Annotated in this window: 23 protein-coding genes; 9 read left to right on the top strand and 14 right to left on the bottom strand. The window is 68.8% G+C overall.

Annotated elements, in window-relative coordinates:
- Nucleotides 1-13: 13 nt before the first annotated feature.
- Entirely contained in the window at nucleotides 14-328 is a 315-nt protein-coding gene (locus tag CyaNS01_RS08025) for a BMC domain-containing protein (protein ID WP_006909739.1), read from the bottom strand.
- A 466-nt stretch (nucleotides 329-794) separates the two neighbouring features.
- Between CyaNS01_RS08025 and CyaNS01_RS08020 the strand changes: the two genes are divergently transcribed.
- Nucleotides 795-1,373, top strand: a complete 579-nt coding sequence (locus CyaNS01_RS08020; RefSeq protein WP_186696628.1) for a non-canonical purine NTP pyrophosphatase — start codon at nucleotides 795-797, stop codon at nucleotides 1,371-1,373.
- A gap of 11 nt (nucleotides 1,374-1,384) precedes the next feature.
- Here the strand turns inward: CyaNS01_RS08020 and CyaNS01_RS08015 are convergent, their stop codons facing one another.
- Nucleotides 1,385-2,131: a BMC domain-containing protein gene (locus CyaNS01_RS08015; RefSeq protein ID WP_186700500.1), complete on the bottom strand. Its 747-nt coding sequence runs from the start codon at nucleotides 2,129-2,131 to the stop codon at nucleotides 1,385-1,387.
- Nucleotides 2,132-2,425: 294 nt separating this feature from the next.
- On the opposite strand from CyaNS01_RS08015, the gene CyaNS01_RS08010 reads away from it, so the two are divergent.
- Nucleotides 2,426-2,890 carry a hypothetical protein gene (locus CyaNS01_RS08010; RefSeq protein WP_225875574.1) on the top strand — a complete coding sequence of 155 codons (465 nt, stop codon included), beginning with the start codon at nucleotides 2,426-2,428 and terminating at the stop codon, nucleotides 2,888-2,890.
- Between the two features lie 43 nt (nucleotides 2,891-2,933).
- Here the strand turns inward: CyaNS01_RS08010 and CyaNS01_RS08005 are convergent, their stop codons facing one another.
- The 3 genes from CyaNS01_RS08005 to psaM all read right to left on the bottom strand — a co-directional run bounded on the left by CyaNS01_RS08005 (nucleotide 2,934) and on the right by psaM (nucleotide 4,746).
- Nucleotides 2,934-3,971 carry a protochlorophyllide reductase gene (locus CyaNS01_RS08005; protein ID WP_186696627.1) on the bottom strand — a complete coding sequence of 346 codons (1,038 nt, stop codon included), beginning with the start codon at nucleotides 3,969-3,971 and terminating at the stop codon, nucleotides 2,934-2,936.
- A gap of 39 nt (nucleotides 3,972-4,010) precedes the next feature.
- Entirely contained in the window at nucleotides 4,011-4,577 is a 567-nt protein-coding gene (locus CyaNS01_RS08000) for a hypothetical protein (RefSeq protein WP_225875573.1), read from the bottom strand.
- 64 nt (nucleotides 4,578-4,641) lie between these two features.
- Nucleotides 4,642-4,746 carry a photosystem I reaction center subunit XII gene (psaM, locus tag CyaNS01_RS07995; protein WP_186696626.1) on the bottom strand — a complete coding sequence of 35 codons (105 nt, stop codon included), beginning with the start codon at nucleotides 4,744-4,746 and terminating at the stop codon, nucleotides 4,642-4,644.
- Nucleotides 4,747-4,834: 88 nt separating this feature from the next.
- Here psaM and CyaNS01_RS07990 point away from each other — a divergent pair, with 88 nt between their 5' ends.
- A complete protein-coding gene (locus tag CyaNS01_RS07990) occupies nucleotides 4,835-5,365 on the top strand; it encodes a CRR6 family NdhI maturation factor (RefSeq protein WP_186696625.1) in 531 nt (176 codons plus the stop codon).
- Here CyaNS01_RS07990 and CyaNS01_RS07985 read toward each other — a convergent pair.
- Complete coding sequence (locus CyaNS01_RS07985; protein ID WP_225875572.1) at nucleotides 5,362-6,129, bottom strand: sulfite exporter TauE/SafE family protein; 768 nt, start codon at nucleotides 6,127-6,129, stop codon at nucleotides 5,362-5,364. The two genes, CyaNS01_RS07990 and CyaNS01_RS07985, sit on opposite strands and share 4 nt — an antisense overlap.
- A gap of 9 nt (nucleotides 6,130-6,138) precedes the next feature.
- On the opposite strand from CyaNS01_RS07985, the gene CyaNS01_RS07980 reads away from it, so the two are divergent.
- Entirely contained in the window at nucleotides 6,139-6,924 is a 786-nt protein-coding gene (locus CyaNS01_RS07980; protein WP_225875571.1) for a lipoate--protein ligase family protein, read from the top strand.
- Here CyaNS01_RS07980 and CyaNS01_RS07975 read toward each other — a convergent pair.
- Nucleotides 6,904-8,160: a site-2 protease family protein gene (locus CyaNS01_RS07975; protein WP_186700494.1), complete on the bottom strand. Its 1,257-nt coding sequence runs from the start codon at nucleotides 8,158-8,160 to the stop codon at nucleotides 6,904-6,906. The two genes, CyaNS01_RS07980 and CyaNS01_RS07975, sit on opposite strands and share 21 nt — an antisense overlap.
- Nucleotides 8,161-8,274: 114 nt before the next feature.
- Here CyaNS01_RS07975 and CyaNS01_RS07970 point away from each other — a divergent pair, with 114 nt between their 5' ends.
- Both CyaNS01_RS07970 and CyaNS01_RS07965 read left to right on the top strand, forming a co-directional pair.
- On the top strand, nucleotides 8,275-8,934 hold the full coding sequence (locus tag CyaNS01_RS07970; protein WP_186696622.1) for a phosphoribosylanthranilate isomerase: 660 nt from the start codon (nucleotides 8,275-8,277) through the stop codon (nucleotides 8,932-8,934).
- Nucleotides 8,935-8,997: 63 nt separating this feature from the next.
- Nucleotides 8,998-9,528: a hypothetical protein gene (locus tag CyaNS01_RS07965; protein ID WP_186696621.1), complete on the top strand. Its 531-nt coding sequence runs from the start codon at nucleotides 8,998-9,000 to the stop codon at nucleotides 9,526-9,528.
- 34 nt (nucleotides 9,529-9,562) lie between these two features.
- Here the strand turns inward: CyaNS01_RS07965 and folE are convergent, their stop codons facing one another.
- The 7 genes from folE to CyaNS01_RS14575 form a co-directional block, all read right to left on the bottom strand.
- On the bottom strand, nucleotides 9,563-10,306 hold the full coding sequence (gene folE, locus CyaNS01_RS07960; RefSeq protein ID WP_186696620.1) for a GTP cyclohydrolase I: 744 nt from the start codon (nucleotides 10,304-10,306) through the stop codon (nucleotides 9,563-9,565).
- Between the two features lie 6 nt (nucleotides 10,307-10,312).
- The gene (locus CyaNS01_RS07955; RefSeq protein WP_186696619.1) at nucleotides 10,313-11,023 is read right to left on the bottom strand and encodes an SDR family oxidoreductase; all 711 of its coding nucleotides are present in this window, start codon (nucleotides 11,021-11,023) and stop codon (nucleotides 10,313-10,315) included.
- Nucleotides 11,024-11,102: 79 nt separating this feature from the next.
- Nucleotides 11,103-12,092 carry an acetyl-CoA carboxylase carboxyltransferase subunit alpha gene (locus tag CyaNS01_RS07950; RefSeq protein WP_186696618.1) on the bottom strand — a complete coding sequence of 330 codons (990 nt, stop codon included), beginning with the start codon at nucleotides 12,090-12,092 and terminating at the stop codon, nucleotides 11,103-11,105.
- 36 nt (nucleotides 12,093-12,128) lie between these two features.
- On the bottom strand, nucleotides 12,129-13,178 hold the full coding sequence (locus CyaNS01_RS07945) for a long-chain acyl-[acyl-carrier-protein] reductase (RefSeq protein WP_186696617.1): 1,050 nt from the start codon (nucleotides 13,176-13,178) through the stop codon (nucleotides 12,129-12,131).
- A gap of 61 nt (nucleotides 13,179-13,239) precedes the next feature.
- On the bottom strand, nucleotides 13,240-13,983 hold the full coding sequence (locus CyaNS01_RS07940) for an aldehyde oxygenase (deformylating) (RefSeq protein WP_225875570.1): 744 nt from the start codon (nucleotides 13,981-13,983) through the stop codon (nucleotides 13,240-13,242).
- Nucleotides 13,984-14,077: 94 nt separating this feature from the next.
- Nucleotides 14,078-14,869, bottom strand: coding sequence for a creatininase family protein (locus CyaNS01_RS07935; protein ID WP_225875569.1), 792 nt, complete (start codon nucleotides 14,867-14,869; stop codon nucleotides 14,078-14,080).
- Between the two features lie 139 nt (nucleotides 14,870-15,008).
- Nucleotides 15,009-15,155 (bottom strand): hypothetical protein, encoded by a 147-nt coding sequence (locus tag CyaNS01_RS14575; protein ID WP_225875967.1) that lies wholly within the window; start codon nucleotides 15,153-15,155, stop codon nucleotides 15,009-15,011.
- Here CyaNS01_RS14575 and CyaNS01_RS07930 point away from each other — a divergent pair.
- From CyaNS01_RS07930 to pgeF, 3 genes are read left to right on the top strand one after another with little or no spacing between them, the layout of a single operon-like run.
- Nucleotides 15,148-16,302 carry a S1 RNA-binding domain-containing protein gene (locus tag CyaNS01_RS07930; protein WP_225875929.1) on the top strand — a complete coding sequence of 385 codons (1,155 nt, stop codon included), beginning with the start codon at nucleotides 15,148-15,150 and terminating at the stop codon, nucleotides 16,300-16,302. The two genes, CyaNS01_RS14575 and CyaNS01_RS07930, sit on opposite strands and share 8 nt — an antisense overlap.
- Nucleotides 16,299-17,267 carry a Tab2/Atab2 family RNA-binding protein gene (locus CyaNS01_RS07925; RefSeq protein ID WP_186696615.1) on the top strand — a complete coding sequence of 323 codons (969 nt, stop codon included), beginning with the start codon at nucleotides 16,299-16,301 and terminating at the stop codon, nucleotides 17,265-17,267. Before CyaNS01_RS07930 ends, CyaNS01_RS07925 begins: the two co-directional genes overlap by 4 nt.
- Nucleotides 17,260-18,063: a peptidoglycan editing factor PgeF gene (gene pgeF / locus CyaNS01_RS07920; RefSeq protein WP_186696614.1), complete on the top strand. Its 804-nt coding sequence runs from the start codon at nucleotides 17,260-17,262 to the stop codon at nucleotides 18,061-18,063. Before CyaNS01_RS07925 ends, pgeF begins: the two co-directional genes overlap by 8 nt.
- Nucleotides 18,064-18,110: the final 47 nt, after the last annotated feature.

Here is an 18,110-nt window from a genome sequence, read left to right as displayed (position 1 = left end):
GGCGCTCAGGGCCTCAGTCCTTGGAACCCACGAAACCGGCGCTGCCGCTCAGGGCAGGCTCCACTTCGCGGTGGGGGCGAGCAATGATGTGGGCGGCGACCAGGCCGTCGCCCACGCGCTCACAGGCGTCAGCCCCGGCGCGCACAGCAGCGTTGACAGCGCCGGTCTCGCCGCGCACCATCACGGTCACGTAGCCGCCGCCGACGAACTCGCGGGCGATGAGACGCACTTCGGCTGCCTTGGTCATGGCATCAGCCGCTTCAATGGCGGGCACCAGACCGCGGGTTTCAATCATGCCGAGGGCGATGCCCATGGTTTCGTTAGCCATTACCTGCTCCTTATGGAGGGGGTGGAATGTTCGCTCGCAACCATGGTCCGCCGCCAAACCCTCCGTCAAGCAAAAGGCCCTGGTTGGGTGATCACCGTTTGGGTCATTACTGATAAGCGACTCTGATTGATCGCATACATTTCGTTAGCTTCTGCTTGCCGGCCCAGTCATGGACTGCTGTTTGGGGCTTTCGCTCCGCCCTGTTCCAGCGCCCCATCGGCGTGTGGGGCCCGGCCGGCCCGATCCGGCATCACAGCCGGAAGCCTGAACATTCAGCACTTATGCCTAGCGTGATCGGGGGCCGGAATCCTTCTGGGTTTGCCAGGGGTGGAATGTTCAAGCCATCCGGTCCCACCCCTTTCCCTCACCCCCTGACGCCAACGCTCCACGACCCTGCCAAGACCGGGCCTGCGGGGCAGATGCTGCGGGCCTGCTGCAACACTGGCCTCCGCGGCATCAACCCCTCTTGCCCTCCCTGGTGATCGCCAGCGGCAATCCGCACAAGCTGGCGGAGATTGCCGCCATGCTTGAGCCCCTCGACGTGCTGGTCTCGCCCCAGCCCCGCGACCTGGAGGTGGAAGAGACGGGGCAGACCTACGCCGAGAACGCCCGCCTGAAAGCCGAGGCCGCGGCTCGGCGCACCGGCAGCTGGGCTCTGGGCGACGACTCGGGCCTGGAGGTGGATGCCCTCGCAGGAGCTCCGGGCCTCTATTCCGCCCGCTACGCCCCCAGCGATCCCGAGCGGGTGGCGCGCCTGTTGCGGGAGCTCGGCGATACGCCCTACCGGGCAGCGCGCTTCCGCACGGCCATGGCCCTGGCCAATCCCGCCGGCGAGACCGTGCTGGAGGCCGAGGGCCTCTGCCATGGCCAGGTGCTGACCAGGGCCGATGGCGAGGGGCCGGGCTATGCACCGATCTTCTTCGTGCGCGAGGCCGCCAGCAGCTACGCCCGCATGGGGGAGCATCTGTGCCGTCGCCTGGGCAGTCGCGGCAAGGCGGCTCGCCAGTTGGCCCCCGGGCTGATCGCCCTGATGGGCCTCAGCTGAGTGGGCGGGGCTCAGCCCCGGCCGCGGGCTGAACCCTTGGCGGTGGTGTTGATGTGGTGGATGGCGTGCATGGCGGCGGCGGCGGCCTCCTCCACGTCACCTTCGCGGCCGGCCAGGGTGAGACGCCCGAAGGCACCCACCGCCTTCACGTCCACCACGGTGATGTTGGAGGCCTTCTCGGCCTCATTGGCGGCGATCAGCACATAGCCGGCCGGCTCCGTTTCCAGGATGAACATGCTCATGCCGGCCTGGATCATCGAGCCGCGCCGGTTCTGACGGTTGATCAGCACGGCATGGTCTGGGGTGATGGCGCGGATGATCTCCGTCCAGCTCACCTCGCAGCGGCTGCGCTGCTCCACGGTGTTGCCGATCGCCTCCAGCACCACATCGCCGGAGTGCAGCACATTGCTCTGGTCGCGGTGGTAGAGCGCCAGGGAGCCGAAAGCCCGCTCCACGATCATCTGGCCCAGCCGCACCGTGCTGGCCTTCAGGGCGATGTCGGTGACCCGGTGCACGGCCATGCCAGGGGATACCTCCAACCAGAGGCAGGCGTCGCCCGGGATGGGCAGGAAGCCCTGGCTCACGGTGCCCATGTAGGCCGCCAGCTGGGGCTGCAGGGAGTCGAGGAACACGTAGGTGCGCAGCTCGATCGACTGCACCTGGCTGTCCAGGCGGGCCAGCCTCGAGCCCTCGCTGTCGGTGGTGATCACACAGCTGGCGCCGTCGGAGTCCGGGCGCACCACGGTGCCGGTGATCAGCGGCCCGGCACCCTCACTCCGGGCCGGGGCCTGGCGCAGGGAACGACGCTGCCTTGAGGCCCGATCATCTGGAGTGCGCGGGCTCGGGGGCATGGGGCGGCGGACAACCTCGGTCGGCGGGGCGGCAGGCGAGAGCGGGACCGAACGTGGCACAGGCAACCGTTCGGCTCGAACGCTGTCCCGAGGTTTCCTGGTCTTGGGGGACTTTACCTGTCGCTGCGGCAGCGGGCGTCGGGGTGGCCCTTGCCCCCCGGCGGGAAGCCGATACCGTCCGCACAAGCTGAACCATCCGCCATGGCCACCAAGCGCAGTGCCGCCAGTTCCGCCACATCGAGGCCGGCCCAGGCCGATCCGATGCCCGACTCCTCCGCTGGCAGCAGGATCCCCGACTGGATCGCTGCCGCTTCAGCCCAGGGAGTGAAGCCCGAGCAGGCCCTCGCCCTGATCGGCCTCGGCTTGATGCAGAAGATGGCCGCTGCCGGTGAGGAGATCGCCTGGGCCTGGAATGAGCCCGAAGACGGCGGCACGGCGGATCTGATCAGCCTGCGCCAGCGCCTGGAGATGGTGAACCTGGCCCTGCAGACCGGTGCCCCGCTCAGCACCGCTGAAGTGACTGCCCTGCTGGGCGCCCGCCCCGGATCTGCCGTGGTGGAGCGGGGCGGCCTGCGGGCGCGCCGGTTGAGCCGCAATGTGTGGAAGCTCAGCCGCCTGGAGTCGCCCCCCGCCAGCTTCAACGACGGTTTCCGGCGACGCCTCTGACCACAAGCCCTTTGACCACAACCCCTCTGACGGCAACCCCGTCTCAGGCACTGACGGAGGCGGCGCTGCCCTCAGGTAACGGGTCTGGCTCTGAGCTCGGGGCCTCTGGATCGAGGGCCACCAGCTTCAGGGAGTACTCCCAGGTCTTGCGGGCGGTGTCGGGGTTGCTGGCCTTGTCGGAGAGTTCCTGGCTGAACTGCTTGCCGCCGCTCTTCTGCCGGTTCCCCCAGCTCCAGTGGACGCCCGATAGGGCGAAGTCGGGATCGGCCACCACCTGAGCCACCCGTTCCCCGGCCAGGGCCTGGGTGACGTAGCCACCGGTGATCTTTTTCTGGAACCAGGGGAAGATCTTCCGAAACAGCCTGGGCGTGTTGCGGAACAGCGGCGTGTCGGCGACGCAGCCTGGATAGAGAGAGCTGAACACGATGCCGGTGTCGGCATGGAGACGGCGATGCAGCTCCTGGGTGGTGATCATGTTGCAGAGCTTGCTGTCCTTGTAGGCCTTGCCAGGCTTGAAGGCCTTGCCGCTGGCCATGGCGATCGGGCTCTTGAAGCCGGCGGCGAAGCCTGAGAGGTCGCCCAGGTCGGCGGGAGCGGGGATCGGAATCTTGCCGCCCAGCTCCTTGGAATTGGCCGTCACGGTGCCCAGAATCACCACCCGCCGGGAGGGATGGCTGGAGCGCTGCAGTTCGCTCAGCAGCAGCTGAATCAGCAGAAAGTGGCCCAGATGGTTGGTGGCCATCGAGAGTTCGTAGCCCTGGGGAGAGCGCTCCGGTTGCTTCAGCCGCGGCTTGTACACCGCCGCGTTGATCACCAGGGCGTCGAGGGGCAGGCCCAGGGAAGACACCAGCGTCTCGACGCCGGCGCGCACGCTGTCGAGATCGCCGAGGTCAATGCGCAGATGGTGGAGGCGGTCGGAGGGCAGTCCCAGCGACTCGGCCGCCGCCGCTGCCCGGATCGGGTCGCGGTTGGCGGTCACCACCGTCCAGCCCCGATCGAGCAGAGCTTTGGCGGCATTGAGACCGACTCCCGAGGTGGTGCCGGTGATCAGGACCGTTCCTGGGGTCTGGGCAGCAGCCATGGAAGGGGAGAGGAACTGGCGCCCAACCTAAGGACAGGGTCAGGGTTTGCTCGGGCCCGATCCGGCCTGCTCAACAGAAGGAAACGGGGCCTGCTTCCACACCACCCGCAGGCGATCGGGGGCGATCCACTGGCTCTGTTCGCGCAGCAGGCGCTGCTCCCCTTCAGTGGTGAACAGCTGGTCAAAGCGCTCGCGGGCCTTGGTGAGCTTGGCCTTCTCGATCTGCAGCACGGCCGAGAGCTCTCCCTGGCGCTCCATCCGCTCCTGGTAGGCCATGGCCAGCCTCACCAGGCTGACCCCGGCCACGATGGCCAGGGCCGCCTTGATGGTGAGCCCCACCACGCTGCAGACCAGCTCGCGCCGCTCCAGCGACAGGGTGCTGGCGGCAGAGAGGGCGAGGGCGGAACCGGCAGGCGCCGCCTGGGAGACAGGGGTCAGGGCTGCTGGGTCAGAGAGGATTGGGTCAGTGAGCGTTGCGTCAGAGCCAGACGGTTTCTGGGCCGGGGAGCCTGGGGTCGCTCGCTGCCGCAGGGCACTCTGCTGGCGGGGTGCACTGACGGGCCCGCTCAGGCGTGGGACTGCTGGGGGCCGCAGCGGGGGTGCCAAGGCAGAAGCCTCAAGGAGTGCTTCATGCTTCTAACGGGTTCAGGCCCCCTTGCCAAGGGTTGGTTCAGGCCTTGTAGAGGCTGAAGCAGAGCCGCACGGCCAGAACTCCGGCGTGGGCCGCCACCACCAGGGCGATCAGAATCTCGGCTTGATTGAGAGCGGAGACCATGGCAGTAGGGGCAATCGGATGACTCCACCATTGTTTGGCCTGATCTCGCTACGGTCCAGCCGCAGGCGCCTTGCTGTCACAGCTCTTGATGCCCCCCCCTCCCCCGGTTGCTCCTCCCCAGCCCGGCCCTGTCCAGGTGGATCCCGAGGCGATCAGGACCCTGGACCTGAGCCCCCTGAGCGCCTGGATCGCCCTGCCGCCGGAGCAGCTGGTTCGGCTGGGCGGCACCCTCAGCCTCAGCCTGGAGTGGCCCCGCCAGGCTGACGACCCCCGCGAACTCTCCGAGATCCCCGAGGTGAGGCTGTGGTGCCTGCGGGCCGATGCGGCTCTGCCCTGGCTGCCGCTGTTGATCGATCGCAGCAGCGGCCAGCTCACCCGCCATGTGGCCATGCTCCTGCCCCATGGCTTCAGCCGAACGGAGGGGCTGCGCTTTGCTCCTGAGGCCCTGGAGCTCTGGCTGCCCCATCGGCTGTTCCTGCTCGACACCTGGGCCCGGGGCCACGGCCTCAACTGCCGCCACGGCCTGGGGCAGATGGCGGCGGTGCTGGGTCTGGAGGTGGACCCCGCCTTCTGGCAGCCCCTGCCTCTGGCCCCTGCGTCGAGCCTCCCCCAGCCCTAGCCCCAGAGGGCCAGGGCCCGACGGCTGCTGTCGGCGGCCAGCAGCAGCGTCAGGCCCCGCAACAGCACCACGAGCAGGTGCTCGGGCAAGCGCTCCATCCGGGCTGCCGACCACTGCGCCGCCAGCGCGGCTGGGCCTCCCAGGGCCAGGCCGATCGTCCAGAGGCCCCGTCCATCGGCCACGAAGGTGGCGCTCGCTGTGGCCGCTGAGGCCAGCACGGCCAGGGTGCTGTAGCGGATGGCGAGGTGGAGGGGCACCCCCAGCCCCTGGCCGAGCAGGGGCACCATCAACAGCCCCCCGCCCACGCCCAGCAGGCCGCTGGCCAGGCCGGCCACGGCCCCCACGCTCCCCAGGGCTGCGAGGGTCGCCTGCCGCGGGGCCGCCGCTGCGGCCTGGACCGCGCGGGGCCTGATCAGCAGGGCCAGCCCCACGTAGAGGGTGGCCTGCAGGGCAAGCAACAGAGAGCCCTGCAGGCCCATGCCCAGGCGGCTGCAGAAGGCGGCGCCGAGGCTGGCACCCAGGGCGATGGCCGCCCCGCTGCGCAGGGGCAGGGTGCGGCTGCGCAGGTGCGTCCAGGTGCCGCCCAGGGTGGTGGGCACAATCGCCAGGGTGCTGGTGGCCAGGGCCTGGTGGGGCTCCAGCCCCAGCAACAGCAGCAGCGGTGAGAACACCAGCCCCCCGCCCACGCCCAGCAGGCCCGAGAGCACTCCAGCGAGCAGGCCCAGCGGCAGGAAGGGCAGCAGCTCGCTTGCTTGAGGGATCAATCTGGAGGGATGCAGTCCACGGCACCAGCATTCTCCAGTCCTGGGCGGGACGGCCCCGAGGGGGGCCGCCCCGGGCGCTGGTTGCCTGGCAGCAGCCTGGGGGGTGACTGGCAGATGGCCATCGACGCCTGGTTGCTGGCCCAGGAACGCCCCGCCTTCCGCCTCTATCGCTGGCTGCGTCCGACCCTCTCTCTGGGCCGTCATCAGCGCCGCTGGCCCGAGCACTGGCAGGAGCTCGCTGCCGCGGGCCGGATCGAGCTGGTGCGTCGCCCCAGTGGCGGCAGGGCTGTGCTCCATGGCGGTGATCTCAGCTACGCGCTGATCTGGCCCACGCCCCCGCCGAGCAAAGTGCAGGCCTACGCCGAGGCCAGCACCTGGCTGCGCCGGGCCTTCGCGCAGCTCGGCCAGCCTCTGCTGAGGGGCAACGACCGGTGCTCGCTGGCCTCGGCCAACTGCTTTGAGCTGGCCACGGCCGCCGACCTGGTGCATGCCGATGGCAGCAAGCGGATCGGCAGCGCCCAGCTCTGGCGTGGTGGCCGGCTGCTCCAGCACGGTTCGATCCAGCTCGCCCCCCCTGCCGGCCTCTGGCAGGAGCTGTTCGGCAGGCCAGCACCTTGCCTGAGGCCGCTTGCCTGCGCCGGTGCTGAGCTTGAAGCGGTGCTCCACACAGCGGCCCGGCAGCACCTGCCCTTCCCACTGGCGGAGCTCAGTCCTGAGCCGTTGCGTGCCAAGGAGCTGGCCGCAGTGGCGGAGCTGCTGGGGCTCGGCGAGGTTTCAGGTGCCGGCGTTGGCTGAGGACTGGGCCTCACCGGAGGCCACCATGCCGCGCACCACCTGGGGCAGGGCCAGGCCGAGCGGGTAGATGTTCTGCCGCCTGGCCGCTTCCAGCAGTGGTGCAGGCAGCTTCAGACCCAGTTTCTGCAGCACCGCCTCGCCCAGATCGGGGCGCTCCAGCGTGCCGCAGGGCAGCCCTGCCGGACTGAGCACGAGCAGCCTGGTGGTCTGGTCGGTTTCGAGCAGTTGCACCGCCTGCCAGAGCGGCGCCGTTTCGGGGATGGACGGCAGGCTGGACAGGGGCCTGAGATGGTCGGCGATGCGGTCGGTGTCCCAGCGCTGCACGGGAATCTCCTTGAGGGTGGCGTCGTCGATCACCCCCTGCCAGCGACCGCGCTCACACACCAGCAGCCAGTCGGCGCTGCCCACCGGACTGGGCTCGGTGAGCCGCACGCGGCTCACCTCCCGCAGGGAGGCATTGGCCTCCAGCACCCGGAAGCGGCGCGCAGCGGCCTCCTTGACCTGAAGGGTGCTGAGGGCACTCTGGAGTGCCAGCAGCTGCTGCTGGTTGCGCACGGCGCCCAGACCGAACCAGCCCAGCAGGATCAGCCAGGCTCCACCGATGCCCGCCCCCCGCAGCAGCAGCAAGGTGCCCAGGGCCATGGCCCCGAAGGCCAGAAAGCGGCCACAGGCATTGGCCACTTCAACGCCGCGGCGCTGGCTGCCACTGGCCTGCCACACCAGCGCCTTGACGATCAGGCCGCCGTCCAGGGGCAGGCCGGGCAGCAGATTGAACAGGGCCAGCACCATGTTGAGGGTGCCGAGCTCCGACACCATCGCCCCCAGCCAGGGGGCCACGTGGCTGGCCGCATGGGTGGAGGCGAGCAGCGAGACCCCCAGCACCAGGCTCACGGCCGGGCCGGCCGCCGCCACCTTCAGGGCGCCCATGGCCGTGCTGCACTCCCGCTCCACACTGGCCACTCCCCCCAGCAGAAAGAGGGTGATGCTGCGCACCTTCACGCCCTCCCCCAGGGCCACAAACGAGTGGCCCAGCTCATGCAGCAGCACGGACACGAACAGCAGCAGGGCCGTGCCCAGGCCCAGACCCCAGAGGCCGGCGGCTCCAACGCTGGCACTGAGGCCAGCGCTGTACTGCTGCTGGAAGGCCGCGGTGGCCACCAGCAGGATCACAAACCAGCTCGGGTGAATCCGCAGCGGGATGCCGCGGATGCTCATCAGCTGCCAGCCCTCACCCACGGCGTTCACCCATAGCGTTCACCCACGGCGTTCGTCCCGGATACAGGCGGCGCTCCGGCGGTTGTCCCTGATCCTAGAAAGCTGCTTGCCTCCCCGCCGCCAAGACCGATGCCGATGCGGCCCACCACCCAACTCAAGATCTGTGGGCTGCGCGATCCCAGCCAGGCTGCTGCGGTGGCAGCCCTGGGGGTGGAGGCAATCGGCGTGATCGCGGTGCCGTCCTCGCCCCGTTTCGTGGCAGAGGCCAGGCGACCGGCCCTGTTCGCCGCCATCGAGGCCGTCGCTCCTGCCTGTGCCGGTGTGCTGGTGGTGGCGGACCCCGGCGAGGAGGGCCTTGCCGCGCTGCTGCCGGAGCGGGGCCACCGCATCCTGCAGCTGCATGGCCGCGAGAGTCCTGACCAGTGCAGTGCCCTGCGGCGGCGTCTGGGCTGCACGCTCTGGAAGGCCCTGCGGATCCGCTCTGGCGCCGATCTGGACCAGGCCCAGGCCTATGAAGGCCATGTGGATGCCCTGTTGCTCGATGCCTGGGTACCGGATCAGCTGGGCGGCACGGGTCATCGGATTCCCCTGGACTGGCTGGAGCGGTGGTCCAGCCCCCTGCCGTGGTGGCTGGCCGGCGGCATGGCGCCCGAACGGGTCGCCGAGGTGCTCGCCAGGGTGCGTCCCACCGGGCTGGATGCCTCGAGCGGTGTTGAGCGGGCTCCGGCAGACAAGGACCTCAACCGGGTGGCGGCCCTGGTGAGCGCCGTGCGGGGTCGCCCTGCGGCGCCTTGAGGCGGGTCGGAGCGCCACGGTCCTGTGACCAGTCAGGATTGGGGGCCCATCACGACCAAGCCCATGCTGTCTCCGCAAGCGTTGCGCCAGGCCGGCCTCGCCGCGCTGCTGGTGCTGAGCGGCATGTCCAGCCAGGCCCAGGACCTGGTGGGATGCCAGCTCCTCGATGGGCAACTCTCCTGTGTGCCTGGGGTCAGCACCGATCCCGAGGCCCAGATCCGGGCTCTGCGCCGGCAGATCGCCGGCACCATCAGCCAGGAGGATGCGGTGGAACAGAGCATCAAGGGCCTGGAATCCCTGGAGCTGGCGGGCGAGGCCAGCGAGGGAGCCCTGCTCCAGGCGGTGGCCGATGCCGATGCCCTGGCGGCGCTGCCCGCTTCGGCCTACCACTGGTATCGCCTGGCGCCGGATGACAGCACCTGGCTGTTGATCAGCACGGCCGCAGGCCCCACCTATCGGCTCCAGCCTGAGGATGTGGGCCGGGAGGTGATGCTCGTGATCAGCGTGGATGGCGGGGCTGGCCGTTCCGAATCGACGGCGAAGCCAGCTAGCCGCCGGCAGGCCAGCCCGCCGGTGGGGCCGATTCGACCCTGAGCACGCCTCAGCTGAGAGGCCCTGCGGCTCGGGCTCAGGTGGAGAGAACGGATTCCTGCTGTTTCACGAGCTCAAAGAATTCGGACTTGAGGCTCGGGTCATGCCGGAAATCTCCGCGGACGATGGAGTTCACCATGCTGGTCTGGGGTTCTTTAACCCCACGCCACTTCATGCAGTAATGCTGGGCCTTCACCAGAATTGCCAGCCCCTGGGGCTTGCAGAGGCGCTCGATTTCATCAGCCAGGATCATCACGGCTTCTTCCTGGATGTGCGGCCTGGAGAACACCCAGTCGGCCACGCGGGAGAATTTGGACAGGCCAATCACCTGATCGCCGGGCTTGATCCCGATCCAGCAGTTGCCGAGAATCGGCACCAGGTGGTGGGAGCAGGCCGAACGCACAGAAATGGGGCCAACGGTGTAGATCTCATCCAGCTTCTTCACGTTGGGGAAGCTGGCGATCTTGGGCTGGTGGTGGTAGCGACCCTTGAACACCTCGTGTAGGTACATGCGCGCCACGCGCTCCGCGGTTTCCTCGGTGTTGTGGTCGTTGTCGATATCGATCACGAGGCTGCGCAGCAGTTCGCGCACCTTGCCCGCCACTTCGATCTCAAGCTGATCGAGCTCACCATCCTGCAGGTGATTGGCGATGTTGTCGTTGGCAAAGAAGGACACACCCTCCTTCTCGAGGCGATCCCGAATCCGCAGGGAAATGGGCGTGGGAGCGGTGTTCGGTGCCGAGCCGCTGGCACTGAGGCTGGAAGGGAACGTGGACGTCATAGGAGTTCAGAGCGCGCCGGCGGCCGGCATAAGGGTCAGATCGTCCACCACCTGGGTGGCGGGCTGTTGGGCCAGGTACAGCAGGGCATCGGCGGCCCGCTCGGAATCAAGCATGGCATGGCGATCGAATGAACTGTGGACGGTTTCACTGTCCCAGAGGGGAGTATTCACCGCACCCAAGGTGAGCGTGCTGACGCGAATGCCGTGTTCACGCTCTTCGACAGCCAGGCAGCGGCTGAGCGAAGCCAGGGCCGCCTTGCTGACGCAATAGGCGCCCCAGTCGGGGAAAGCCTGATGCGCGGCATGGCTGCTCACGTTGATGATCAATCCCCCTCCCCGGGCCCGCAGTCGAGGCACCAGGCACTGGCAGACCTGGAACACCGCCGTGAGATTGAGCTGCAGAAGCTGCTGCCACTGGGCCAGGGCCATGGTGGTCAGAGCCCCGGTGCAGGCCATGCCCGCATTGTTGATCACCACATCTGGTTCGAGTCCCCGGGAGCAGAGATCCGCCAGGCCCGCTGCCACGCGCTCGGGCTGGCCGAGATCGATGGGCTCGACCTCTACCCGCTGGCCCAGGGCAGCCAGCTCAGCCGCCTGCTCAGCCAGGGCCTGGCCGTCGCGAGCCAGCAGCAGCAGATCGAAACCTGCTGCCGCAAACCGCCGAGCTGCTGCAGCCCCAATCCCTCGGGACGAGCCTGTGATCAGAACTGTGGGCAAGGGGGGCGGGGCGACGACGGCTCGGAAGGTTGGAGACCGAGGACCTCGGTGAGGACCTTCCAGGCGATTGACTCAAACCTTAAGAGCGGAGCGAGCGCTCTGGGGCACCTGATTCCAGCACCTGGCCCATGCGGCGAAACTTCTCGTAGCGCGCCTGCTGCAGAGCGGCTGCGTCCAGGCTGCTCAGCTGGCCGAGGTGATCGAGCAGGGCGGCCTTGAGCGTGTCGGCTGCCTGCAGGGGCGCCCAGTGGTTGCCGCCGGAGGGTTCCGGTAACACCTGATCCACAATTCCGAGCCTGAGCAGATCTGATCCGGTGATCTTCAGGGCCTCAGCGGCCTCGGGAGCCTTGCCGGCGTCGCGCCACAGGATCGAGGCGCAGGCCTCCGGGGACGCCACGGTGTAGACGCTGTGCTCAAACATCAGCAGCCGATCGGCCACGCCGATGCCGAGCGCACCGCCGGATCCCCCCTCCCCGATCACCGTGGCCAGGATCGGCACCCGCAGCCGGAACATCTCGCGCAGGTTCACGGCAATCGCCTCGCCCTGGCCCTGTTCCTCAGCCAGCACACCGGCATAGGCGCCAGGGGTGTCGATGAAGCTGAGGATCGGCAGTCGGAAGCGGTCGGCATGCTCCATCAGGCGCATCGCCTTGCGATAGCCACCGGGGGAGGCCATGCCGAAGTTGCGGGCCACGTTCTCCTTGGTGTCCCGTCCCTTCTGGTGGCCCAGCAGCATCACGCTGATGCCGTTCACCCGGCCCACACCGCCCACCAGCGCCTGGTCGTCGGAGCCACGGCGGTCGCCATGAAGCTCCAGGAAGCTGTCAGTGATCAGCTGGATGTAGTCGAGCGTGCTGGGCCGCTGGGGGTGACGGGCCACCTGGATCTTCTGGGCCGCACTGAGGCCGTCGAAGATCTCCTTGCGGCGTCTGGTGGCCAGGGTTTCCAGCTGCAGCAGCTGCTGGCTCACATCCACCTCCGAATCGCGGGCCAGCTGGCGGATCTGCTCGATCTGATCCTCCAGTTCCACCAGAGGTTTCTCGAATTCGAGCAGAGCGCGGCGTGCCATGGGGTGGCTGGGGATCGGGGAGGATGAACGCCCTGGTCAGGCGATCGAAAGGGCGGGCGACGAGGAGCTGGCCGGCTCCAGGCCCAGGGATTGGAAGCCGTGGCGCAGGGAGGCCTCGCCGATCAGGTCCATGGCGGCCAGGTTGATGTTGTTGCGCCCCCAACTGAAGTTGGTGTGGATGTCCTCGAAGTCGAGCAGCATGGCCTCGGCGAAGCAGGCAAACATCTGCCGCTCCGGCACCGCCATCTCGGCCAGCTCCATCATCTGCCAGCCGATGTCCTGCCAGAACTCCACGATGCCTCCCTTGAGCACGTGGATGCCGGCGGCGGCGGCCTTGGTGTCGAGGTTCTTGGGGTAACCGCCGTCGATCATCAGGCAGGGACGCTTGAGGCTGTCCGTGTCGATGGTGAGGCTCTGGGGCAGGCTGGCCACCCAGACCACCACGTCGGCCTCCGGCAGGGCCTCCTCCAGGGGAAGGATCCTGCCTTCTCCCAGGCTCTCCTGCAGCGCCACCAGGGGCTGGGGCCGCCTGGCCACCAGCAGCAGCTCGCCAACGCCCGTGCGCTGCAGCCAGCGACAGACGGCACTGCCGATGTCGCCGCTGGCGCCCACCACGGCCACCTTGGCCCTGGCCAGGTCAATGCCCAGTTTCGGGGCGTTGCGTTCCACCTGCTGGCAGATCACCCAGGCTGTGTGGGTGTTGCCGGTGGTGAAGCGCTGCCAGTCGAGCTGAACGGCGCTGATGCGTTCTTCACGCAGCAGATTCAGATCTTCGAAAATGATGGAGGTGAAACCACCGAGGGCCGTGATGTCAATGCCGGAGCGTTGCACCAGCTCCATGGCCTTGAGCACCTTGCGCTTGGCCGTCTTGAAACGACGCAACATCTCTGGCACGAACACCGAATCGATGTAGGCGCCCTTGATCACCTTGCCGGTTCGACTGGTCACCTCCACGTGCTCGACGAGCTGGGGAGGCGCTGAACACCACATGTCGAGGTCCCCATCGGCGAACTCGTCAAATCCAAGGGAGCGAGCCTTGGCCCTGGCCTCCTCAAAGCTGGTGGAGTGCCCGATGAGGCCGAACATGCGCAGAGATGGAGGATGTCGCGGACGCTACATCCTCCCATGGGGGGTGTGGGGCAGCGCGTCAGCCGACCAGAGCAGCAGCGGCCAGCTTGGCAATTTCGCGGCCGGTGAAGCCGATGTCCATCAGGGCTTCCTGGTAGGAACTGAGGAAATCGGCCATCAGATCTTCCTTATCCATCAGCAGCACGGCGGCGTCATCGGCCACCTGATCGAGCATCTTGCGCACCAGAGGCAGATTCTCCCGGTTGGCCTGCTCGAGCTCCTCGCGCACAGTGTACAGATTGGCCTTGAGCCACTCCTGGCCGTAGTTGAGGTGGGTGTACTCATCCTTGACCACCCCCTCGGTGATGCGGCGGGCGAAGGGGTCGGCCACCGGGATGTAGATGTGGTAGGCCGAAATGGCGAAGGCTTCGATCAGGATGGCCTGAATCAGCAGACAGGTGGTGACCTTGCCTTCCGCCAGGGCCTTCTGGAAGTTGCTGTGCAGCGGGGAGAAGAATTCCTTGGCGAACGGCATGTCCGCAGTGACGCTCAGGTTGTTGGCACAGGCGGTGAAGCCCTTCATGTGCTTCAGCTCCATGCGGGCCAGTTTGGCCAGCTCATCGGCCTGGTCAGGAATCAGGGTGCCCAGGGAGATGTAGTTGTCGTGGGCTTCCTGCTCACCCTCGATCACGATGGCATTGATGCGGCTGTAGGCGTCCTTGTAGGTGGAGCTGGCGAAATCCGGCAGGCCGTCGGCCGGAGCCTGGCCGCTGCCGGCGGCACTGGTGGTTTCGATGACAGCAGGGTGGGCGACAGATGCCATAGGGGCCGCAGGTCAAGCAATCGCCAGACTGTAACCACCTTGGGTGGAACTGGGCCCAGCGGTTGTCCGAACAGCCACCCCGGGCCTGCCCGGTTCAGGCCCCCGCCCGTTGCCTCTGCGGGGGAACGGGCGGCCAGTCGCTGGCCAGCAGGGACTCCAGCCGGCGCGTCCACCCGTCCACCAGGCGCTCGAACAGGTCGGCCCCCAGGGCCGCCGTGGCCCCCTGGCTGTCACCGATCACGCCGCTGCTGGTGAGGTCGTGGCTCAGCCAGGCGCAGGGTGCCGCCCCCTCCAGGCTCCAGCCCTCGGGGGGCGTCGGTCCATCCACGCCATCGCGGGGGCGCTCGGGTCCCACCAGTTCGGGGGCGAGATGCAGCATCAGGCTGGTTTCCGCCAGACCGGCATGGAGGCCCTGCAGCCGTTCGGCCTGGGGCAACAGCGGGCCCAGCCCCTCCGGCCCGCTCCACAGGAAGCAGGGCAACACGGCCATCTGGGGCGCGGCGGCCCGCAATTGCCGCGCTGCCGCCTGCAGCAGGGCGATCTGGCCGCCGTGGCCGTTCAGCAGCACCAGCCTGCGGAATCCGGCAGCAGCGAGTTGCTGGCCGATGCCCTGCACCAGCTCCACCACGAGGCTGGCCGGCAGGCTCAGGGTGCCGGGGAAGCCGAGGTGCTCCGGCGAGAACCCCAGGGACTGGAGCGGCAGCCGCCAGATCGGCCGATCGTCCGGCAGCCGGGCCAGCACCGCCTCCACCAGGCGCTCAGCGAAGACGGCATCGGTGCCGAGGGGCAGCTGGGGGCCGTGCTGCTCCACAGCGCCCCAGGGCCAGACCACGGTGCTGCCCTTGCGAGCCCCCGCCCGCTGCAGCGCGGGCCAGGTCAGAGCCATCAGTTCGCGCTGCAGGGGCATGGGGGATGGCTGGGGTCGGAATGAAGAGGCGCGTGGTGTGGCATCGGGGCGGGGCATTGGAGCGGGGCATCGGGGCGGGGCGGCCCTGACGCACACCGAATCCCCATGAATCCGATCTCTACAGTGTGCTGCGCTCAGCAGCCGCACCGATGGCCGGATCAGGCAACAGCTCGCCCGCCCCGTCCTCCCGGCCCGTGCCGCCGAGGCCGCCCCGTTCTGGCGCGGAGCCCCCCCAGCGCAAGCCCCCCCAGGTGTTGCTGATCAAGAAGGATCAGCCCGCGGCTCCGGTTCCTGCCGCTGCGCCGGCAGCTGGCCAGCAGGCGCCAGCCAGCCCTCGGGCTGCAGCCCCGGTCCACCCGCCCCAGAGCCAGCCCCCTGCAGCCCCGCGGACGGACGACGAGCTGTTTGACCTGGGGGGTATGGAGGGTCTCACCATGGCCGACCTGCTGGGGCCCGATGGCTCCCGCCAGGGGCGCTCCCGAGCCGCCGAGTCCGCTGATCGTCCCGTCAGCCGCAGCGTCGATGAGTTCGACTTTGATGAGCAGGCCTTTCTCGCCGCCCTTGACGAGCAGGACTTCGTGGGCTCCACCGGTGAGGTGGTGACGGGTGTGGTGGTGGGCCTCGAGAGCGATGGGGTCTATGTGGACATCGGCGGCAAGGCTCCCGGCTTCATGCCCAAGAAGGAGGCCGCCCTGGGCGTGATCACCAATCTCAAGGAGCGCTTCCCCAGCGGCACGGCCGTGGAGGTGCTGGTGACCCGGGAGCAGAACGCCGACGGCATGGTCACCGTGAGTGCCCGGGCCCTGGCCCTGCGCCACAGCTGGGAGAAGGTGAGGGCGCTCGAGAAGGATGGCAAGGTGGTGCAGGTGAAGGTGAGCGGCTTCAACCGCGGCGGTGTGACCTGCGATCTCGAGGGGCTGCGGGGCTTCATCCCGCGCTCCCAGCTCGTGGAGGGAGAGAACCATGAGGCCCTGGTGGGCAAGACCCTGGGTGTCACCTTCCTGGAGGTGAATGCCGAGACCCGCAAGCTGGTGCTTTCGGAGAAGAAGGCGGCCACGGCGGCGCGCTTCAGCCAGCTGGAAGTGGGTCAGCTGGTGGAGGGCGTGGTGGTGTCGGTGAAGCCCTACGGCTTCTTTGTGGATCTGGGCGGCATCAGCGGACTGCTGCACGCCAGCTGCATCACCGGTGCCGACCTGCGCGATCTGCGCCAGGCCTTCAGCCAGGGCGAGCGGCTCTGCGCCCTGGTCACCGACCTCGACCCCGGGCGCGGTCGCATTGCCCTGAACACGGCCCTGCTGGAGGGCCAGGCCGGCGAGCTGCTGGTGGACAAACAGCGGGTGATGGAGGAGGCCGCCGACAGGGCCAACCGGGCCCGTTCCCAGCTGCGCCAGCAGGAGCAGGCAGCCGGATGAGCGATCTGAACCCTCCAATACCTGCCGCTTCGGCCCCACCCCCATCGCCTGAGTCGGCGGCCCTCGCCTCGGCGGCCGCTGGCTCGGCGATCGGCCCCGATTGGGAGCTCGATTTCTATTCCCGTCCGATCCTGGATCCCGAGGGCAAAAAACGCTGGGAGCTGCTGATCTGCTCCACCCCCGAGGTGGGTGAGGACGGCGCTGCGGCCAGTGACAGCTTTCGCTGGGTGCGGACCTGCCCGGCCTCCAGCGTGAATTCGATCTGGCTGAGGGAGGCCCTGCAGGCGGCCCAGGCCGATGCGACGGCCGCTGGAGTGGCGCCACCGCGGCGGCTGCGCTGCTGGCGGGCCTCGATGCGCACCATGGTGCAGCGGGCCGCCGAGGGCCTGGGGCTGGACCTCATCCCCAGCCGCCGCACCTATGCCCTGGTGGGTTGGCTGCAGCAGCGCGAGCGGGAGGTCTATCCCCAGCAGGAGGGCTACCTGGCCGGTCCCCTGGCACCGCCGCCCCAGGCCGTGCGTCCGGTGCCGGTGCCCCTGCCCGAGGCCGCCCGAGGTGACAGCTGGGCCTGGGCCAGCCTGCCGGTGAGTGCCCTGGCCGGGGCGAAGGCCTGGGACAGCGGCTTTTCGGGCCTGGTGCCCCTGCCGGAGGCCGCCGCCGCTGACGCTGGCGTGCCCGGTCTGCGGCTGTTCAGCTCCAGCCGCGCCCTGGCGGTGGCGGGCTGGCTGGCCGGCCTCGAGCCGGTGCGCCTGGAGATCGTGGGCACCCAGCTGGTGCTGGAAGCGGGCATGGATGATCGCTGGCTGCTGGCCTCGTTGCCCGAGGCTGAGGCCGAGGCGGCGGCCCAGGCCTTCGCCAGTTCGCGGCAGCAGGCAGCGGGCCTGCAGTTCATCGCCGTGCAGAGCCGCGAGAGCGATCAGCGCTTCGAGGGCTTCTGGCTGCTGCGGGATCTGCCCGATGGCTGAGGCCGTGCCACCGCCGTTCGATCGGCCTGATGCGGGATTCAATCAACTGGCTGGCTGGACCTGGGTGGGCTGTTACGGCGGCTATTACCTGCAGGCCGACCTGCTGGAAGGCTTTGAGCATGGCTTCTTCACCCGCCAGTGGCAGGGCCGGATTCCCGAGGTGCTGGTGGGTTACCTCAGCGCCGGCGTCACGGTGCATCGACCCCAGCAGGTCCATGGAGCCCTGGTGCTGCCCGCCAGCGCGGCGGCGCTGGAGCCCTGGCCCGAGGCGGATGGGCTGGTCAGCGATGCCGCTGCCCAGAGCCTGTGGGTGTGCGGTGCCGACTGCACCCCCGTGCTGCTGGCCGACCCCCGCAGCGGCAGGGTGGCGGCCTGCCATGCCGGCTGGCGGGGCGTGGCGGCACGCATCCTGCCGGCTGCGGTGGCCCAGCTGGAGGCGGCCGGCAGCCGGGCGGCTGACCTGCGGGTGGCCCTGGGTCCCGCCGTGTCCGGCGAGTGCAATCAGGTGCGGCGCGAGGTGAGCGAACAGGTGGCCCTCAGCCTTGCGCCTGAACCGATCGCTGCGGCCCTGGATGTCCTGCAGGCCTGTGGTGCCTTGCTGAACGATCCCCAGCCCGGCCACGACCGGCTCGACATCCGGGCGGCTGCCCAGGCCCAGCTGCTGCTCTGCGGCATCCCCGCTGAGCAGATCGCCACCTGTCCCCTCTGCACCGTGACCGAAACCCAGCTCTTCCACTCCTGGCGCCGTGACCAGGTCAAGGCGGTGCAGTGGAGCGGCATCGTGGCTCAGGGCTGATCCCTGGCTGGCTCCAGGCCGCCCGATTCGGGCCGCCGGATTCAGTG

Source organism: Cyanobium sp. NS01, from assembly GCF_014280235.1.
In the GTDB taxonomy this organism is placed as follows: Bacteria; Cyanobacteriota; Cyanobacteriia; order PCC-6307; family Cyanobiaceae; genus NIES-981.
This window is presented reverse-complemented; position numbering and strand designations above follow the sequence as displayed.